The organism is Pseudomonas sp. NFR09 (genome assembly GCF_900111535.1).
Classification (GTDB): Bacteria; Pseudomonadota; Gammaproteobacteria; order Pseudomonadales; family Pseudomonadaceae; genus Aquipseudomonas; species Aquipseudomonas extremorientalis.
This window is the reverse complement of the sequence record NZ_FOIH01000005.1, coordinates 293,181-310,855: the sequence shown is the minus strand read 5'-3', so window position 1 is coordinate 310,855 and position 17,675 is coordinate 293,181. Positions and strand designations below refer to the sequence as shown.

The window sequence follows — 17,675 nt, the reverse complement described above, 5'->3', positions numbered from 1 at the left end:
CTGTGTGACTGACACTCTGCTATCGGGGGCAAGCCCCCTCCCACACTTAGTTCATTATTGGCAAATCAATGTCCAGCAGTGCAGAGCCCAGGCACTTGCCATGGGCATCCAGCGCCAGCGAGCGGGTCACACCGCCGCGCAGGATGCCCGGCAGCACGAAGTTCAGTGCCTGTACATTCGCCAGCTCATAGCGCCGCACCGGTGCGGCGCCTGGCTCCAGTAGATCCGCAAAAAAACCAGCCACACGCTCGACGGTCAGCTGTTCGCAGAGCCAGGGGTAATCCTCGGCACGATAGGCAATGATCGAAATGTTCGACGTATCGCCCTTATCCCCCGTGCGGGAATGGGCCAGTGTGTGCAGCTTCATGCTTCGATCCTCGGGTTGACCGCATCACGCGGCAGCAGCAACGACGCCACCGCCACCACCTGCCGCACGCTCTTGCTCGCGCCGCCGCCACCGGACGGGCCATTGGTGTAAAGGGTTTCCACTTCGTTGCCGACGCGCACCGCTTCGCTGCGCTCTTCACAGCGAGCCGCCACGCGCAGGCGCACTTCCCAGGGCTCCACCGTGCTGCGCGGGCCGTGCAGCGAGTCCATGCCGATCAGTTCGGCACGCACGTCCTGCATCTTCACGCCTATCAATTCAAGGCGCTTGAGCACGACATCCCGCGCCAGCTGCGCCCGTGCGACAGCACCGGGGCCGCCGTAGGACATCTGCCCTTCGCCGATCCAGCCGTCCAGATATCCAACGCTCACCTTCAATTGTTCGGGACGCGAACGACCACCAGCACCTTGGGCACGAACGCGATCAGCGCCCTCCTCGACAAAGCACACCCGTGAAAAATCGGCGGTCACATCCGGCGTCAGGTACGCCGCCGGATCATGCACTTCGTAGATAAGTTGCTCGGTGCAGGTGGCACGGCTGACCCGCCCACCGGAGCCGGTGACCTTGGTGATCACGGCCTGGCCGTCAGCATCAATCTCGGCCAGCGGGAAACCCAGGCGCGCCAGGTCATCCACATCCTTGAAACCCGGGTCGGCAAAATACCCACCGCTGACTTGCCCGGCACATTCGAGCAAATGCCCCACCAAGGTGCCGCGCCCCAGCCGCGGCCAATCGTCCGCCATCCAGCCGAACTCAAACATCTGCGGCGCCAGGAACAGCGAGGGATCGGCCACGCGCCCGGTGATCACCACGTCCGCATCGGCGTGCAATGCCTGCAGAATGCCGTCGACGCCCAGGTAGGCATTCGCAGAGATCAACCGTTCGCCCAAAGAGCCGACGCTCTGGCCGTTATCCAGCAGAAACTCGGGCTGCAACATCGTCAACACGTCGTCGCCCACCACAGCGAGCACCTTGAGATCCAGGCCCAACTCAACAGCAATTCGCCGCACTTCGGCCGCCGCCGACACTGGATTGGCCGCGCCCATATTGGTGATCACCCGCAGGCGACGGCGCCCGGTCTGCACCCCCACAAACGGCAGCACCCGGCGCATGCGCTCACTCAACAGCGGATCGTAACCGCCCTGCGGATCGCTGATCCGCGCCTGTTGCGCCAAGGCGATGGTGCGTTCAGCCAGGCATTCGAATACCAGGTAATCCAGGCCGCCGTGTTCGGCCAACTCGACCGCAGGTTCGATACGGTCGCCGGAATAGCCGGCACCAGAACCGATGCGCAAGGTTTTCATCTCAAATCACTCCCAGGAGCAACGCAGTCAGGGTCATCAACACCGACGCGGCAAACAGAAACGGAATGGTGAAGCGCTGGTGATCGGCCAACTCGATCTTGCACAGGCCCACCAACAGGAAAGTCGCAGGGGTCAGCGGGCTGACCGGGAAGCCGGTGGTGTGCACCCCCAGCAACGAGGCCTGGGCCACTTGCAGCGGGTCGACGCCCAGGGCCTTGCCGACTTCGGCGATCACCGGCATCACGCCGAAATAGTAGGAATCGGGGTCGAACAGCATGCTCAACGGCATGGAAATGAACCCCACCACCGCCGGGATCAACTTGCCGTGACCCGCCGGAATCTGCGCCACCGCTACTTCGGCGATAGCCTTGAGCATGCCGGTGCCCTGCATGATCCCGGTGAACACCCCGGCGGCCAGCAGGATACTGGCCATGGTCAGGGCGGTCTTGGCATGGGCATCGATGCGGGCACGCTGGGCATCTACGTTCGGGTAGTTGATGCACAACGCCACTACGGTGCCGAGCATGAACATCACCACCGGGTCGACCCAGCCGGCGATCATCACCACCATCACCAGCACGGTCAGGAGCAGGTTGACCCAGAACAGGCGCGGGCGACGCAGCTTGATATCGTCTTCACTGAGCACCCTTTGCGGCACCGCATCCACCGTGGAGCCGGCGCCGAGGCCCAGGCGTTTTTCTTCGCGACGGCCCAGCCACCAGGCACAGGCAAACACAAAGATCAGGCCGACGATCTGCACCGGGATCAACGGCTGGAACAGGTCCGCCACCGGCACGTGCAGGGCCGCTGACGAGCGCAGCACCGGGCCCGTCCACGGCAGGAAGTTGACCCCGGCCGCCATCGCGCAGACACAGGCCAGGATGCGCTTATCGATACCCAGCCGCGTATACAGCGGCAACATCGCCGGCACCGTCACCAGGAACGTCACCGCGCCGGAGCCGTCCAGGTGTACCAGCAGCGCCAGGGTCGCGGTGCCTACAACAATGCGTGTAGGACGCGTCCCTACCGTGCGCAGGATGCGATCAATGATGGGGTCGAGCATGCCAGCATCGGTCATGATCCCGAAAAACAGGATCGCAAAGACGAACATGCCGACCACGGGGGCGACGTTCTTGATACCGGTGATGATGAAGGCGCTGGTTTGCAGGCCGAACCCGCCGAGCAGTGCGGCGATGATCGGCAAGGCGATCAGGGCCACCAGCGGCGAGAGGCGTTTGCTCATGACGGCAGCGAGCAGGCACAGGATGGTGATGACACCCAGGGTAGCGAGCATGGGTTACTCCAGAGCGACCTTTTTGGCCGGTTATTGTTTTCCCTGGAGTATTGGAAGCAGGTTAGTCTTTGTAAATTGGAATATTCACCCGCTAGTGTTCGGAAAAACAAAATGAAGAACAGTATCCAACACATTCAGGCGTTTCTTGCCGTGGCCCGTACTGGCAGTTTCACCAAGGCGGCCAATGAGCTGCATCTGTCGCCTTCTGCGCTGACGGTGCAGGTGCAACAACTGGAAGACTGGCTCGGCGTCGCCCTGCTCGACCGCAGCCCGCGCCACGTCAGTATTACCGCCGCCGGCCAGGAGGCCCGCGGGCCAATGGAAAAACTGCTGCTGGACCTGGACAACATCGTCAGCGGGTCCCGCGACCTGGCGGCGTTGCGCCGAGGCGTGGTGACCATCGCCGCCCTGCCCTCGGTCTGTGCCGGCAGCCTTCCGCCGGTGCTGCGCCTGTTTCGCGAGCGCTTTGCCGGAATCGAAGTGCGCCTGCATGACCTGGTGGCCCATCGCATACACGCCCAGGTGCGGTCGGGCGAGGTGGATTTCGGCATTGGCGTGCGTGCACGGCTCAGCCATGGCCTGGAATTCGTGCCAGTGCTGAACGATCGCCTGTGCGCGTTTGTACCGGTCGGTCATCCGCTGACCCGCCATCGCAAACTGACCCTGGCACAACTGGCGGACCAGCCGATCATCCTCACTGGCCGCGACAGCAGCGTGCGCGAGCAAGTGGATGCGCTGTTCGATGAGACACGCCTGACGATGAACGCGGGCATGGAGGCCAACTACATGTCGACGGTGCTGGCATTGGTGCGCCAGGGGTTGGGGATCAGTGTGCTGCCGGAATCGGCGGCGGACAGCCTGGCGGGGTTGAAGCGCATCCACATCGAGCATCCCGGCGTAAACCGGGAGATCGGGTTGATCAGTCGCAGCGGGATGGGCCTGAGCCCGGCGGCGCAACGCTGCTTTGACTTGCTGAACGAAGAACTGAATGTGGGAGGAGCAAGCTCCCTCCCACAGGTTTAACCGAGCATGGCCACATGCTTGGGATGGCTGGCAACCCTCTTCAACCACGCCTGCACAGCCGGATAAGCCTCCAGCTCAAAACCACCCTCATTGGCTACATGGGTATAGGCATACAAGGCCACATCGGCGATGGAGAACTGCTCGCCCACCAGGTACGGCGTCAGTTGCAGTTGGCGCTCCATGACCTTGAGTGCCTTGTAACCGCCTTTGTGCAGTTTCTTGTATTCCTCCAGGCGGTCCTCGGGCAGGCCCAGGTAAAACTGGATAAACCGCGCCACCGCAATGTACGGCTCATGGCTGTACTGCTCGAAGAACTGCCACTGCAACACTTGGGTGCGCAGGCGCGGTTCGGTGGGCAGGAACTCGCTGCCATCGGCAAGGAAGTTGAGGATCGCGTTGGACTCCCACAGGCAGGTGCCGTCTTCCAGTTCCAGCACGGGGATCTTGCCGTTGGGGTTCTTCGCCAGGAACTCGGCGGTCTGGGTGTCACCCTTGAGGATGTCCACATCGATCCATTGGTACGGGATGCCCAGCAGGCTGAGCATCAATTTGACCTTGTAGCAGTTGCCCGACTTGTAATCGCCATAAACCTTGTACATGGGGCTCCCCTTATGCCGCTTGCGCGTGCTGTGCTTGACGGACCACCGCGGCCAGGCGCTTGAGACCTTCGTCCAAACGGGCCGGGTCGATATGGCTGAAATTGAGCCGCAACGAACCCAGGTGTCGGTCGGGCTCGGAAAAGAACGGTTCACCGGGCATGAACGCGACGTTCTGGTCGAGCGCTTGAGCCAACAAGGTGCGGGTGTCGAGCGGCTGTTTCAAGGTCAGCCAGAAGAATAAACCGCCCTGGGGCACCTGCCAGTCGGCCAGCTCGACGAAGTGACGCTCCAACGCCGACTGGAAAGCATCGCGGCGCTCGCGATAAAAGCCGCGCAGTTGAGTCAGGTGCTGCTGGTATTGCTCCGTGCCGATCCACTGCATGGCCTGCCATTGGCCGACGCGGTTGGTGTGCAGGTCCGCCGATTGCTTGAGCTTGAGCAGGTGCGGGAACAGGTCCGGGCTGGCGATCAGATAGCCCACGCGCAGGCCCGGCAACAGGGTCTTGGACACGGTGCCGGTGTAGATCCAGCTGGCTTTTTTCAGGCGCCCGACGATGGGTCTGGCGCTGCCGCCGTCGAAAGTCAGTTCGCGGTAGGGTTCGTCTTCGATCAGGGTCACGCTGAATTCGTCGAGCAAGGCGGCGACGGCTTCGCGCTTGGCCTCGCTGTAGCGCACGGCCGAGGGGTTCTGGAAGGTCGGGATCAGGTAGATGAACGCCGGGCGATGGCGTTCAAGGTTGGCACGCAACGCATTCAGGTCCGGGCCGTCGGCGTCCAGTGGCACGGTGAGGCAATCGGCGCCGAACAGTTGGAAGATCTGCAACGCGGCCAGGTAGGTCGGGCCTTCCAGCAGGATCCGGGTGCCCTTGTCGATGTACAGCTTGGCCGCCAGGTCGAGGGTCTGCTGGGAGCCGCTGACCACCAGCACCTGGCTGGCCTGGCACGGCACGCCCAGGGCACGCGCCTCGGCAGCGAGCAATTCGCGCAACTGCGGTTCGCCTTCGCTCATGCCGTACTGGCCGATGTTCAGCGGCATGTCGTCCCAGTTCAAGGCAGGCAGCATGGCTTCGGCTGGCAGGCCTCCGGCGAACGACATCACTTCCGGGCGCTGGGCTGCCGCGAGGATTTCACGGATCAGGGAGCTTTTGAGGCGCGTAACACGTTCAGAGAAGGCCATGGGGTCACCGGTAGCGAAGACTGTGGGAAATACGTCAAACTGGTTGACCGAAATTACGACGACTCGCACGGATACGTCAATATGCTTGACCTTAAAAACCCAACCGCCCAGCAGGCCGCGATGGAAGCGTTTTTCTTCGGCTACCAGGCGTTTACCGCCAAGGCCGACGAAATGCTCGAGCGCCGCGGGCTGAGCCGGGTGCATCAGCGCATCGTGTTTTTCATCGCGCGCTACCCGGCGCTGAGCGTGAAGGAACTGCTGGAACTGCTCGGTGTGAGCAAGCAGGCACTGAACATCCCTCTGCGCCAATTGCAGGAGATGCACCTGGTCAACAGCGTCGCGTCCGAGACAGACAAGCGCAAACGCCTGCTGGAATTGACCGAGGAAGGCCTGCGCTTCGAACAGTCACTGCGCCGCGAACAGGTGAAGTTGCTGCAACGTGCCTTCAGTGACGCCGGTGAAGACGCGGTGGTTGGGTGGCTGGCGGTGAATCAGGCGCTCGCCAACCAGCCCTGACCCTGTGGTTGCCTTTCATCTATTTGGTGCAGCGGATAGAAAACATTATTTGCTTTATTTGTATACAAAAGCATAATTCGCTTCGTGCGAGTTCCTGACCTATTGGTCAACAAACCCGCCAGTACCTCTCAGCGCTTGCGCGCTGGCCATAACAATAAAATGCTTGAGGAGTACTCGCTGTGGATAGCCGCAAATCCGAAGCCCCGACGCTGGACCTTGCCCCCTCACCAAACGGCTGGCTGGAACGCCTGTTCAAACTGCGCTTGCATGGCACCACAGTGAAGACCGAGCTGATCGCCGGCCTCACCACCTTCATCACCATGGCCTACATCATCTTCGTCAACCCTAACATCATGGCCGACGCAGGCATCGATCACGGTGCGGCGTTCGTCGCCACCTGCATCGCCGCCGCACTCGGTTGCCTGTTGATGGGGCTGTATGCCAACTGGCCCGTGGGCCTGGCGCCGGGCATGGGTTTGAATGCGTTTTTTACCTACACCGTGGTTGGTACCATGGGCTACACCTGGCAGACCGCCCTCGGCGCCGTGTTTATCTCCGGTGTGTTGTTCATGTTCCTGACCCTGTCCCGGGTGCGTGAATGGCTGCTCAACAGCATCCCCGTCAGCCTGCGCCACGCCATGGGTGCCGGCGTGGGGTTGTTCCTCGGAGTGATCGGCCTGAAGACCGCCGGCATCATCGTCGACAGCCCGGCGACCCTCATCAAGCTCGGCTCCTTGCATGAGCCTGCGCCGCTGTTGGCGGCGGTGTGCTTTTTACTGATCGCGATTCTCAGCTACCACCGGGTTTTCGGCGCGATCCTGATCAGCATCATCGCCGTGACGCTCGCCGGCTGGGGCCTGGGCCTGGTGCATTACAACGGTTTCATCTCCACCCCACCGAGCCTGGCGCCGACCTGGATGGCGATGGACGTAGCGGGTGTGTTCAATGTCAGCATGATCAGCGTGGTATTTGCCTTTCTTTTTGTACACATGTTCGACACCGCAGGTACACTGATGGGCGTCGCGCAACGGGCCGGATTGGTCAATGCCGACGGCAAGATCGACAACCTGTCCCGTGCATTGAAGGCCGACAGTGCCTCCAGCGTGTTCGGTGCCATGGTCGGTGTGCCGCCGGTGACCAGCTACGTGGAAAGTGCTGCGGGCGTGGCCGCAGGTGGCCGTACCGGGTTGACCGCCGTCACCGTCGGCGTGCTGTTTGTAGCCGCGATGTTTTTCGCACCGCTGGCCGGGATGATTCCGGCCTATGCCACCGCAGGTGCGCTGATTTACGTGGCAATGCTGATGATGGCGAGCATGGCCCATATCAACTGGGATGAAGCCACCGACAGCATTCCGGCGATTGTCACCGCGATCATGATGCCGCTGACGTTCTCGGTCGCCGATGGGATTGCCCTGGGGTTTATCACCTACGTGGCCCTCAAGGCCGGTACCGGCAAGTACCGCGAGATCTCCGTGAGCCTGTGGGTGCTGTGCGCGATTTTCATCGCGAAATTCATATTTCTATAAAGAGGAGCAAGGCATGAGTCTGGAAACCTGGTTGTTGTTCAGTGGCGCGGCATTGGTGGTGATCCTGATCCCCGGGCCGCTGTCGTTGTTGATGATCAGCAACAGCCTCAACTATGGCTTGCGCCGCTCCTACCCTGCATTCCTCGGCGGCGTGACGGCCTCGATCTGTCTGCTCAGTGCTTCGGCGCTGGGCCTGGGTGCCCTGCTGCTGGCCTCGGAACAACTGTTCAGCGCGCTGAAGATCGTCGGCGCGCTGTACCTGTTTTATCTCGCCTGGCAGAGCTGGCAGCAGTCGCGTCAACCCAGCCAGGGAGCCGAGGTCCCGCAGGCCGCGCCGACGCCACGCTTTCGCGCCCTGTTCGGGCGTGCGTTTGTGCTGGGCGCCAGCAACCCCAAGGACATCCTGTTCTTTGCCGCGTTCCTGCCGCAGTTTCTCAACAGCCAGCAGCCGTTCCTGGCGCAGTTGCTGATCATGATCGCCACCTGGACCGTGCTTGACCTTTTGTGCAAGCTGGCCTACGGCTTGAGTGCCCACGGCGCTGCGCGCTACCTGCGCAGCGGCAAGGGCCAGAGCTGGTTCAACCGGATCAGCGCCGGGCTGTTCGGCGGCGCGGGTGCACTGTCGTTGCTCAAGGGCTGACCCCGCCGAACTTGACGAAAAACACCGTCGGGTCGGATCGCGGCGCCCACTGGATACCGGCAATGATCTTGACCAGGCGGTGCTGATTGAGGGCCAGGTTGATCTCGGGAATATGCTCTGAATACGTGCGCGCCACACTGCGCCGCCTGAACCAATCGTCGGTCAGTTGAACGCTGCTGGCGGAACGCAGGTTGACGGTGCTGTCCTTCACCCAGCGGGTGAGCACGTAGTATTTGGCGGTGGATCTGGGGTGAGTGCAAAAGTAATCCACCGAATACTGACCGCCCATGCGCTTTTCAATCGCGTGGGTGACAAACCCTTGCTGCTCCAGCACCTGCGCGACCGCCGTCTGTACCAACTGAGCCCTGAGACTGGCGTTTTCCCGGGTGGTCATGCGCAAGGAGGGGTCCAGGGGCACAGGCAGGTTGTAATCCAAGCGTGTAAACCCCGGTGAGCGGCCTTCATAGCCGATATAGAAACTCAAACGCCGCCGGCTGTAGGTGGCACTCAGCAGTTTCAGCAGGTCGTCGGTGCGCCCCACGGCGCCGGGGGCAAGCCACTGGTCCAGTGTGGCGCGGAGGGTCAACAGGTGGCTGGCCGTGACCTCACGGCCGGCGTCGGCCAGTTCGATCAAGCGCTCGCTGACGTAGCGCCTGCTGAGTTCCCTCATCCGGGGGAAAACCCTGCCCACCGTGTTCTCCAGAGGTTCCAGGAACAGCACCGGCCGCGCTTTCCAGAGACCATCGGCTCCCCGCACCGCGGGGATCGGCTGTTCAATGAAACCGGCACCGAGCCAGTAGTGGATGTCGGTGACCGCTTGAGGGGCCAGCGCGCGGTTGCGGGTGAGGAAGATAATGTCCTGGAACGACGAGCGGGTTCCTTCGGGCAGCAGCCTGAACAAGCGCCCCTCTTGCCGAAGCACCTCAAAGGCGCGCTCCCCCTCCCCGCCCACCACACGGAATATCCCCTGCTCGGGCAGCAGGTCTGTCAGCGCCCAACGTGAATCGAACCCCCAGCCCTGCCCCGCCCCGGGCAGAGGGGCCGCGCGCGCCACGTGCTCCTGCAGGAGCACATGAGAGGGCGGCGACCACTCCTGGACGCGGGGAGGCGTCGCCCATGGCCGCCACATACCGGTGCTGGGCCCTGGCTGCGGCTGGGCCGGCGGAGCATCGGCGCCGAGCAGCCATTGCCCGGGTTCCTCGATGTACAGAATCAACTCGTTTTGCACATCATCCTGTGGATGTCTGAGACGCAGCACCTGTTCATCCTGGCGTCGATAGACCGGGTATTGATGGGTATCGTCGACCACAAACTGCTCGCCCCCCTTGACGTAGGTGCCCCGATTGCCCGGCCCCTGCAACTCGACGGCGGCATTGGGCGGCAGGTCTTTGCGAAAACGTTCCAACACCTTGGTCGGGAAGGCCGCCGACGGTTTGAGCGTAGACAGCCCGCCCCCGGCCATCCCTTGACGACGATGCAGCCGGCCCAGTGCACCCAGCATCGATGTGCGTACGGCTGCACTCCCCGTTACCCGCGCGCCCTTGGGCCCGGGCATGAACGCGCTCAGCAGATCCACAAAACCCAGTAGAGTGACAAACGCCAGGTCCACGGCGTCCCCGGCCTGGCGGCTGTGATGAAAGCGCCGGGCCGCCAACAGAATTTCGTAAAGACTGACACCCAGGCCAATCACCGGCACGAACGACAGTAACCCACGCAATGTGGCGGCGTGCTGCTCACCCAAGCGCTCTTGCCGGTAGGCCGCCAACGTCTTGGCCGACACCGCTCGCCCTTGTGCACGGTGCTGGATTTCGAGGAGTCTGGCATGGGCCAGCAGGGACAGCGCATGGCTGGCGGTGGTCGCGCTGAAGTCGAGCCAGTCGTTCGGGGCGGCGCCGATCTGCTCGTTGATCTGCGCGTGGATATCCTCCACGGCCACCGCCGGCACGCGGTGCTTGACCTTGAACGTGCGAATGAATCGGGTGATTGCCTCGATCGTTTCCAGCACATAAAACCCACGTACCGGCGCATACACCAGCTTGGGACTGCCGAGAGCAAGCATGGCGCCTGCGCCGCCGACGGCGGGATAGCTGGCAATGGCCTCTGCCTCCCACCCCGGCGCGACTTGACGGGCCAGCGCCTTCACATTGGCCGGCGTCGCCCAGGCCTTGTTCAATCCGGCGACAGCCTGCGCTCGGCTGGCGTACTCGGTCATGGCCGGTCCGTCCACTGCGGCAGGCCAGTAGACCAGCCACAACCCTGAGGACTCGTCGTGGATCACCAGTATCCCGGCGATGTGACGGTCGTGTTCCAGGGTATGGCCGCGAAGACGCACGAAGTGCAGTCGCAAGCGTTGGCCGCCGAGGTTCAGGTCAGCCGCCATCGCGGCGTTCAGCACGCCCTGGGCGGCACTGCTCAAGCCTTGCCGCGCCGCCGAAAACACATGCATTCGCGCCTCTTGGCGCAGCATTCGGTGAATCAGGGCATCGGGCAACGGTGGGGACGCGGAAGCAGACGGATAGAACACCTTTTGGATCAGCGTGTCATAGCGCCCGCCAATATCCAGGGCTGACAGGGTCTTGATCAAGTAGCCCGGATTCAAGCGTTGCTGCCACTGTGGCGCCAGGTAGCGCGCGCGGTTCAAGCGCCACTCGGTCCAGGGCGCCTGGGCATCCAGGTTGTGCAGGGCCAATTGCAACAGACTGAACGTGGTGCGTTGCGGGCTGACGACTTTCTTCACGTCCCGCTCGCCCACCCCGCACTGGCTGGTCCACCCGCAAAAATAGGCACTGACATCATCGGGCATATCCAGCAAAGGCTGATCGATGTCCACCTCCGGGTACAACCCATCCAGCGTCAACTGAGCGATCAACCGCGTGCGCGCAAACACTTCCAGCTCCGGCAATTCACGCCAGAGCTTGGCTTCGAATGCCTGGGCACTGCTCAGATAGTGCAGTTGCAAACGTCGGTATGCATTGCGCTGATCAGCCTGCGCCTGGCCCAGCCACGCCGGCAGTTTTTTCGCCTGGGTGGCGGCGAAGCGCAGCAGATCAAGGTTGGCCATGGCGTGGGTCAATGCATCATGGGCCGACACCTGTAGGTGCTCACGCAACTCGGCAGCCAACAGCATCCGAATCAGCGCCGGGTCGTGGACTTCACTGAACGGCCGCGAGCCCTGATCCGCCTCCTGGTCGAGCCGGGCATAGTGGTGGATCAGTTCAGTGAACCCATGATGCAGCACATGTTCCTCAAGCACTTCATACGTCACCGTAACGGTCGATGTGGCTTTCAACGCCTGACGCCGATCGCGCCCCACGCAGTGCCACAGGGGCGATCCGTCACGGCTGCCGAGGCTCGCCCGCAGGCGTGCGGATAGCGTCTCCAGGCTGTCGAACTCAGCCAGCCCGCCAAAACGCCCGGCCACACACAGCAGCACGGGCTGCGTCCGACCCGGGGTGGCGTGAGCCTGTTTTGTCGTCACCACGAACGCCCCCAACGCCCCCTGGCCACCCAACAGCACCCGCAGTACGCAAGTATCGCTGCCCTTGCGGTCGCTGGCCTGGGGTTTGTTCAACACTTCAACCAGGCGCTGCAAGGGCGCCTCGCCTACCAGTTTCAAACGTTGTAGCCGTTGCGCCTCATGCAACAGCGCCTCACGCTGGGCGATCAACAGCAAGGTGGTGCGATTGCGCGTGCCGCCAGGGTGCTCCAACCAGAATGCCGGGCTCAGCAGGCGCTCATCCGGCCCTTTCAACAAGGCCTGCACCGCATCAGCCTGTGTTTGCCATTGCCCATTGAGCGTGACCAGCGCTTCATAAGCCGTACTCTCCCGACTCGGGTCCTGTAGGTCGAGCAACCTCATGAGGTGCTTTTCATAGCGCTCCACCTGCTGCTCGCGGCAGCGCAGGGCCATCCCGAAAGGTAGTTGGCCAAGGATGATTTCATCCGCACGCCGCGTTGCGTCCCAGCCCAACAAGGTCCCCAGGGAAGCGCCCAGGCGCTCCACGATCGCCAGTCGGTCCCGGCCTTTTTCGATAAACCGCAGCAAGCGCGCCGTGTCACGCCCCAGCGAAGCCGGTGCGGCTACTGCCGCGTGATTGATCGACAACGCACACGCCAGTTCGTTATCCCATTGCGCCTCAAGCACGGCGATTGCACTGTGCTGCAAGGCATCGCCGGCCAGGGCAGCACCACACGCCAACCGCGTCTCGCTGCGGCAGGCTTCGTGGCGACGGCGTAGCGGCAGGCACTGCCACAGGAAGCTGAACAACTCGCCGTTCAACAGGCTCGTCAAGCCGCATTGCATCTGTTCCCAGGTGTTGAACTCATAGAATGCGCGGGCCATCCCTGGCAGATAGATCACGTGGGGCGCCTGCTGCGCCGCGCCCTCACGGTACAGGTGCAGGGCGCCGGGAATGGTCAGCGCTGTCTGAAACGTACCGGGCCACAGCACTGTGCTGACGCGCACACCAGCCCAATCGCCACCCGCGCGCTGGCGTGCCTCGTCGGAAGGCGCGTCCGCCACCTGCTGCACCATCGCCCAACCCGCGTCCGACAGTTCATCCAGTTGGTGAGCCAGGAAACCGGCGTCGATGAACAAGCGCTTGCGCAATTGCACCCAACGCGCCTGGCGCGTCAACCACGAGCCGTACGCCAGATGCCGCCAGTAATCACGCACCTGGTTGTCGAGCCGAGCCATCAACGCCAGGCCCTTGACCTGCTCCAGCGCCTGCAGGGCGGTAAAAGGCAGTTTGCGCGCAGGGTCGTCCTTGAGGCTCAGCGCGGTGTATTGGTTGAGGTTGATCGGCAAGGAAGGATCACTGAACAACGCCAACGCGCGCTCGGTCAGGCTGTCGACTTTCTGCGCGGGACGTGGCGGCAGCGGCTCGGTGAACAGCAGGTTGTCCGGGTCGAGACCGAAGGCTTCCTGCAACGCGAACCGAATCACCCGCAACACCCGTGGCGCCCTGCCGATCAGACGCTTGAGCGCCTTTGAGGATTCGATGCAGCGCGCGTTCACGCCGTGCCATTGGTTGATCACTCGACTGGGTTGGGCGGATGCGTTGAGACGGCGCGTCAGCAAGCGGCGGACGGCTTGATCACGGTCCTCGCGGGCTTGAACGGGACTGTCGAGATCATGGGATTCGGCGGGGATTGTGTCCGGTGCCGAAACTGCGGGGTTAAGGGGATCAGAGCTCATGACGGCGTCTTCTTGTACGAAAGAAGCCGAGCCTAGGCCTCATCCCTCTAAGGTGTGCGTCACATAATTGAACGGGCGCATGGACCAACGCCCGGCGAAAAAAAGCCCGCAGTGTGCGCGGGCGAAACCAACGAAGAGCTTTGGGGGTGTGAAGCGAGGTGACGCTCAGCTACCGCGATAGGTGGAGTAGCTGTAGGGCGAAATCAGTAGCGGGACATGGTAGTGATCCTGCTCGGCGCTGATGCCGAAACGCAGCACTACCACATCGAGGAAGGCCGGCTCCGGCAGTTGCACGCCACGGGCGCGGTAGTAGTCGCCGGCGCTGAATTGCAATTGGTACACGCCGCTGCGGTAGTCATCGCCTTGCAGCAACGGTGCGTCGCAGCGGCCGTCGCTGTTGGTCTGCGCGGTGGCGACCAGTGCCAGCTGCGCGCCTTCGACGCGGTACAGCTCAACCTTGATTGCGCTGCCGGGGCAGCCGTGCGCGGCGTCCAATACGTGTGTGGTCAAGCGTCCCATGGCGTCTACGCGCCTCCTGTGGTCAATAGAAGAGTGATCCGCACTTTTTCAGGGCATCGAAAAAGCCGGCGATGATCGATTAAGACACTTTTTAAAAAAATTGTACACAATAAAAATCACAAACTCTTAGATCAGCCTGCTGCCATTGCTCAACAGCGCAATCTGCGCGTTATCCTTGCTTTTAAACGACCTTTTGTCCATTAGCTGACCAACCAGGCAAGTTTCTTGCTACACCAATAGTTCAGGGCTCCGCCGAAAAAATGCAGAAATGTAGGCTTACAAAGTGCGCGATAAGTTGTATACAATCACTCATCGCTACTACGACGAACAAGAAGGAAGACTGCAGTGAGCGCTGACTACCCACGCGACCTGATCGGTTACGGCAGTAACCCTCCTCACCCCCACTGGCCGGGCAAGGCGCGCATTGCGCTGTCTTTCGTACTCAATTACGAAGAAGGCGGCGAGCGCAATATCTTGCACGGCGACAAAGAATCCGAAGCCTTTCTCTCCGAAATGGTCTCGGCCCAGCCCCTGCAAGGCGAGCGCAACATGAGCATGGAGTCGCTGTACGAATACGGCAGCCGTGCCGGCGTATGGCGCATCCTCAAGCTGTTTAAAGAATTCGATATCCCGCTGACCATCTTCGCCGTGGCCATGGCCGCGCAGCGCCATCCGGATGTGATCCGCGCCATGGTCGACGCCGGCCATGAGATCTGCAGCCACGGCTACCGCTGGATCGACTACCAATACATGGACGAGGCCCAGGAGCGCGAGCACATGCTCGAAGCCATCCGCATCCTCACCGAACTCACCGGCGAACGCCCACTGGGCTGGTACACCGGGCGCACCGGCCCCAATACCCGGCGGCTAGTCATGGAGGAAGGCGGCTTTCTCTACGATTGCGACACCTACGACGACGACCTGCCCTACTGGGAACCCAACACCCCGACCGGCAAGCCGCACCTGGTGATCCCCTACACCCTGGACACCAACGACATGCGCTTCACCCAGGTGCAGGGTTTCAACAAGGGCGATGATTTTTTCGAGTACCTCAAGGACGCGTTCGACGTGCTCTACGCCGAAGGGGCCGAGGCACCGAAGATGCTTTCCATCGGCCTGCACTGCCGCCTGATCGGCCGCCCGGCGCGCCTGGCGTCGTTGAAGCGCTTTATCGAGTACGTCAAAGGTCACGAGCAGGTGTGGTTCACCCGCCGCGTCGACATTGCCCGCCACTGGCAGCAAACCCACCCCTACACGGGAGCGGCGAAATGACTGCGTTCCACGGCCTGAAACCCTCGATCTTGAGCCGCGATGAGTTTGTCGCTGCCTTCGCCGATATCTACGAACACTCGCCATGGGTGGCCGAAAAGGCCTTCGACCTGGGCCAGGATGCTTCGATCGACCAGATCGAAACCCTGCACCAGCGCATGAGCGACATCCTGTTGAGCGCTGATCATGCCAGCCAGCTGGCGCTGATCAACGCTCACCCGGACCTGGCCGGCAAAGCCGCCGTCCAGGGCCAACTGACCCAAGCCAGCACCGATGAGCAAGCTGGCGCGGGGATTCACCAATGCACGGCCGAAGAGTTCTCGCGCTTCACCGAGCTGAACGACGCCTACAAGGCCAAGTTCAAGTTTCCCTTCATCATGGCGGTAAAAGGCAGCAACCGGCATCAGATCCTCGCCGCGTTCGAAACGCGCATCCACAATTCGGTGGACACCGAGTTCAAATGCGCGCTGGACGAGATCAACAAGATCGCGTTGTTCCGTTTACTGACCCTCTAAACGACCATCCCCAGCCACTTTATCTAAGGCAGACAAGAAGAATGAAAGCTTACGCCGTACCTTTCGAGAAATTCGTCAACCTGGCCGACGCCCGCCTGGGCACCAAGATCATCTCCGTCACCGATGACTGGTTCGCCGACGCCAATCGCCTGTTCCAGCCGACCCCGGCCGTATGGAAGGAGGGCGTTTTCGATGACAACGGCAAGTGGATGGACGGCTGGGAGTCGCGCCGCAAGCGCTTCGAAGGCTACGACAGCGCGGTGATCCGCCTGGGTGTGCCGGGCTCGATCAAAGGCGTGGACATCGACACTTCATTCTTCACCGGCAACTTCCCGCCATCGGCCTCCCTGGAAGCCTGCTTCCTGACTTCGGGCGAGCCGGATGACAACACCCAGTGGGTCGAAGTGCTGTCCGCCGTCGAGTTGCAAGGCAACAGCCACCACTATCACGAGATCCACAACGACCAGGCCTTCAGCCACCTGCGTTTCAACATCTACCCGGACGGCGGCGTGGCGCGCCTGCGCGTATACGGCGTGCCGTTTCGCGACTGGTCCTCGGTGGGCGACAACGAACAGGTCGACCTGGCGGCAGCACTCAACGGTGGCCGTGCCCTGGCCTGCTCCGATGAACACTTCGGCCGCATGAGCAACATCCTCAATCCAGGCCGTGGCATCAACATGGGCGACGGCTGGGAAACCGCGCGCCGTCGCACACCGGGCAATGACTGGGTGATCGTGGCGCTGGGTCACCCGGGCGAGATCGAGAAGATCATCGTCGACACCCTGCACTTCAAGGGCAACTACCCGGACACCTGCTCGATCCAGGGCGCGTTCGTGAAGGGCGGCACCGACAGCCAGATCGAAACCCAGTCGCTGTTCTGGCGCGAACTGCTGCCGGCGCAGAAGCTGGAAATGCACGCCGAACACACCTTTGCCGAGCAGATCAAGGCGCTGGGGCCGATTACCCACATCCGGCTGAACGTGTTCCCGGATGGTGGCGTGAGCCGCCTGCGGGTCCTGGGCAAGGTCGCCAAGTAAGCGGTGAACCCATCGCAGGCAAGCCAGCTCCCACAGGGGAATGCATTCCAAGTGTGGGAGCGGGCTTGCCCGCGATGACAATAGATCAAACAACACAGTATTCGGATAAGAAGACAGCCATGCGCACACTGATGATCGAACCCCTGACCAAAGAAGCCTTCGCCCCTTTCGGAGACGTTATCGAAACCGATGGCAGCGATCACTTCATGATCAACAATGGGTCGACCATGCGCTTCCACAAACTGGCCACGGTGGAAACCGCCAAGCCAGAGGACAACGCCATCATCAGCATCTTCCGCGCCGATGCGCAGGACATGCCGCTGACCGTGTGCATGCTGGAACGACACCCGCTGGGCAGCCAGGCTTTCATTCCGCTGCTCGGCAACCCCTTTCTGATCGTGGTCGCGCCACTTGGCGATGAACCTGTATCGGGCTTGGTCCGCGCCTTCGTCACCAACGGCAGGCAGGGCATTAATTACCATCGCGGCGTCTGGCACCACCCGGTGCTGACGATCGAAAAGCGGGATGACTTCCTGGTGGTTGATCGCAGTGGCACAGGCAATAACTGCGATGAGCATTTTTTCAAAGAGGATGAGCGGTTGATCCTCGCCCCCCACCAATAAGAGAAGGTCTGATCACCCGACAACAAGGGTGACAGGCGAGAGGTAAAGACT

The 17,675-nt window shown here is 62.0% G+C and carries 15 protein-coding genes; 8 read left to right on the top strand and 7 right to left on the bottom strand.

Going from position 1 to position 17,675, the window contains the following annotated elements; genetic code table 11:
- Positions 1-46: 46 nt before the first annotated feature.
- The 3 genes from BMX59_RS14145 to BMX59_RS14135 are packed head-to-tail and all read right to left on the bottom strand — an operon-like array spanning position 47 to position 2,983.
- Positions 47-367, bottom strand: a complete 321-nt coding sequence (locus tag BMX59_RS14145; protein WP_071490770.1) for an AtuA-related protein — start codon at positions 365-367, stop codon at positions 47-49.
- Entirely contained in the window at positions 364-1,689 is a 1,326-nt protein-coding gene (locus tag BMX59_RS14140; protein ID WP_093122424.1) for an acyclic terpene utilization AtuA family protein, read from the bottom strand. The genes BMX59_RS14145 and BMX59_RS14140 overlap by 4 nt, the downstream gene beginning before the upstream one ends.
- 1 nt (position 1,690) lies before the next feature.
- Positions 1,691-2,983 carry a CitMHS family transporter gene (locus BMX59_RS14135; RefSeq protein ID WP_093122421.1) on the bottom strand — a complete coding sequence of 431 codons (1,293 nt, stop codon included), beginning with the start codon at positions 2,981-2,983 and terminating at the stop codon, positions 1,691-1,693.
- A gap of 111 nt (positions 2,984-3,094) precedes the next feature.
- Here BMX59_RS14135 and BMX59_RS14130 point away from each other — a divergent pair, with 111 nt between their 5' ends.
- Complete coding sequence (locus BMX59_RS14130) at positions 3,095-4,006, top strand: LysR family transcriptional regulator (RefSeq protein WP_093122417.1); 912 nt, start codon at positions 3,095-3,097, stop codon at positions 4,004-4,006.
- On the opposite strand, the gene BMX59_RS14125 is transcribed toward BMX59_RS14130, so the two are convergent.
- Both BMX59_RS14125 and BMX59_RS14120 read right to left on the bottom strand, forming a co-directional pair.
- Positions 4,003-4,605 (bottom strand): glutathione S-transferase family protein, encoded by a 603-nt coding sequence (locus BMX59_RS14125; protein WP_092243169.1) that lies wholly within the window; start codon positions 4,603-4,605, stop codon positions 4,003-4,005. The two genes, BMX59_RS14130 and BMX59_RS14125, sit on opposite strands and share 4 nt — an antisense overlap.
- Positions 4,606-4,615: 10 nt before the next feature.
- The gene (locus BMX59_RS14120) at positions 4,616-5,782 is read right to left on the bottom strand and encodes an aminotransferase-like domain-containing protein (RefSeq protein ID WP_093122410.1); all 1,167 of its coding nucleotides are present in this window, start codon (positions 5,780-5,782) and stop codon (positions 4,616-4,618) included.
- Positions 5,783-5,863: 81 nt separating this feature from the next.
- On the opposite strand from BMX59_RS14120, the gene BMX59_RS14115 reads away from it, so the two are divergent.
- The 3 genes from BMX59_RS14115 to BMX59_RS14105 all read left to right on the top strand — a co-directional run bounded on the left by BMX59_RS14115 (position 5,864) and on the right by BMX59_RS14105 (position 8,464).
- Positions 5,864-6,298, top strand: a complete 435-nt coding sequence (locus BMX59_RS14115; RefSeq protein ID WP_071492751.1) for a MarR family winged helix-turn-helix transcriptional regulator — start codon at positions 5,864-5,866, stop codon at positions 6,296-6,298.
- 179 nt (positions 6,299-6,477) lie between these two features.
- The gene (locus BMX59_RS14110) at positions 6,478-7,824 is read left to right on the top strand and encodes an NCS2 family permease (protein WP_071490777.1); all 1,347 of its coding nucleotides are present in this window, start codon (positions 6,478-6,480) and stop codon (positions 7,822-7,824) included.
- 13 nt (positions 7,825-7,837) lie between these two features.
- A complete protein-coding gene (locus BMX59_RS14105; protein WP_092243163.1) occupies positions 7,838-8,464 on the top strand; it encodes a LysE family translocator in 627 nt (208 codons plus the stop codon).
- Here BMX59_RS14105 and BMX59_RS14100 read toward each other — a convergent pair.
- Both BMX59_RS14100 and uraH read right to left on the bottom strand, forming a co-directional pair.
- Entirely contained in the window at positions 8,454-13,661 is a 5,208-nt protein-coding gene (locus BMX59_RS14100) for a dermonecrotic toxin domain-containing protein (protein ID WP_139212875.1), read from the bottom strand. The genes BMX59_RS14105 and BMX59_RS14100 overlap by 11 nt on opposite strands.
- Before the next feature lie 165 nt (positions 13,662-13,826).
- On the bottom strand, positions 13,827-14,180 hold the full coding sequence (uraH, locus tag BMX59_RS14095; RefSeq protein WP_071490780.1) for a hydroxyisourate hydrolase: 354 nt from the start codon (positions 14,178-14,180) through the stop codon (positions 13,827-13,829).
- Positions 14,181-14,525: 345 nt separating this feature from the next.
- Between uraH and puuE the strand changes: the two genes are divergently transcribed.
- The 4 genes from puuE (at position 14,526) to BMX59_RS14075 (ending at position 17,624) form a co-directional block, all read left to right on the top strand.
- Positions 14,526-15,452, top strand: a complete 927-nt coding sequence (puuE, locus tag BMX59_RS14090) for an allantoinase PuuE (RefSeq protein WP_092243157.1) — start codon at positions 14,526-14,528, stop codon at positions 15,450-15,452.
- Positions 15,449-15,964 (top strand): 2-oxo-4-hydroxy-4-carboxy-5-ureidoimidazoline decarboxylase, encoded by a 516-nt coding sequence (gene uraD / locus BMX59_RS14085; protein ID WP_092243154.1) that lies wholly within the window; start codon positions 15,449-15,451, stop codon positions 15,962-15,964. Before puuE ends, uraD begins: the two co-directional genes overlap by 4 nt.
- A 41-nt stretch (positions 15,965-16,005) precedes the next feature.
- Positions 16,006-17,001 carry an allantoicase gene (alc, locus tag BMX59_RS14080; protein WP_071490783.1) on the top strand — a complete coding sequence of 332 codons (996 nt, stop codon included), beginning with the start codon at positions 16,006-16,008 and terminating at the stop codon, positions 16,999-17,001.
- A 119-nt stretch (positions 17,002-17,120) separates the two neighbouring features.
- On the top strand, positions 17,121-17,624 hold the full coding sequence (locus BMX59_RS14075; protein ID WP_028617272.1) for an ureidoglycolate lyase: 504 nt from the start codon (positions 17,121-17,123) through the stop codon (positions 17,622-17,624).
- Positions 17,625-17,675: the final 51 nt, after the last annotated feature.

Excerpts from the sequence above, each read along its gene's own strand:
- BMX59_RS14130 (WP_093122417.1), top strand. The coding sequence starts at position 3,095 with ATGAAGAACAGTATCCAACACATTCAGGCGTTTCTTGCCGTGGCCCGT.
- uraD (WP_092243154.1), top strand. The coding sequence starts at position 15,449 with ATGACTGCGTTCCACGGCCTGAAACCCTCGATCTTGAGCCGCGATGAG.
- BMX59_RS14120 (WP_093122410.1), bottom strand. The coding sequence starts at position 5,782 with ATGGCCTTCTCTGAACGTGTTACGCGCCTCAAAAGCTCCCTGATCCGT.
- alc (WP_071490783.1), top strand. The coding sequence starts at position 16,006 with ATGAAAGCTTACGCCGTACCTTTCGAGAAATTCGTCAACCTGGCCGAC.
- BMX59_RS14115 (WP_071492751.1), top strand. The coding sequence starts at position 5,864 with ATGCTTGACCTTAAAAACCCAACCGCCCAGCAGGCCGCGATGGAAGCG.
- BMX59_RS14135 (WP_093122421.1), bottom strand. The coding sequence starts at position 2,983 with ATGCTCGCTACCCTGGGTGTCATCACCATCCTGTGCCTGCTCGCTGCC.
- uraH (WP_071490780.1), bottom strand. The coding sequence starts at position 14,180 with ATGGGACGCTTGACCACACACGTATTGGACGCCGCGCACGGCTGCCCC.
- BMX59_RS14105 (WP_092243163.1), top strand. The coding sequence starts at position 7,838 with ATGAGTCTGGAAACCTGGTTGTTGTTCAGTGGCGCGGCATTGGTGGTG.
- BMX59_RS14125 (WP_092243169.1), bottom strand. The coding sequence starts at position 4,605 with ATGTACAAGGTTTATGGCGATTACAAGTCGGGCAACTGCTACAAGGTC.
- BMX59_RS14140 (WP_093122424.1), bottom strand. The coding sequence starts at position 1,689 with ATGAAAACCTTGCGCATCGGTTCTGGTGCCGGCTATTCCGGCGACCGT.
- BMX59_RS14100 (WP_139212875.1), bottom strand. The coding sequence starts at position 13,661 with ATGAGCTCTGATCCCCTTAACCCCGCAGTTTCGGCACCGGACACAATC.
- BMX59_RS14075 (WP_028617272.1), top strand. The coding sequence starts at position 17,121 with ATGCGCACACTGATGATCGAACCCCTGACCAAAGAAGCCTTCGCCCCT.
- BMX59_RS14145 (WP_071490770.1), bottom strand. The coding sequence starts at position 367 with ATGAAGCTGCACACACTGGCCCATTCCCGCACGGGGGATAAGGGCGAT.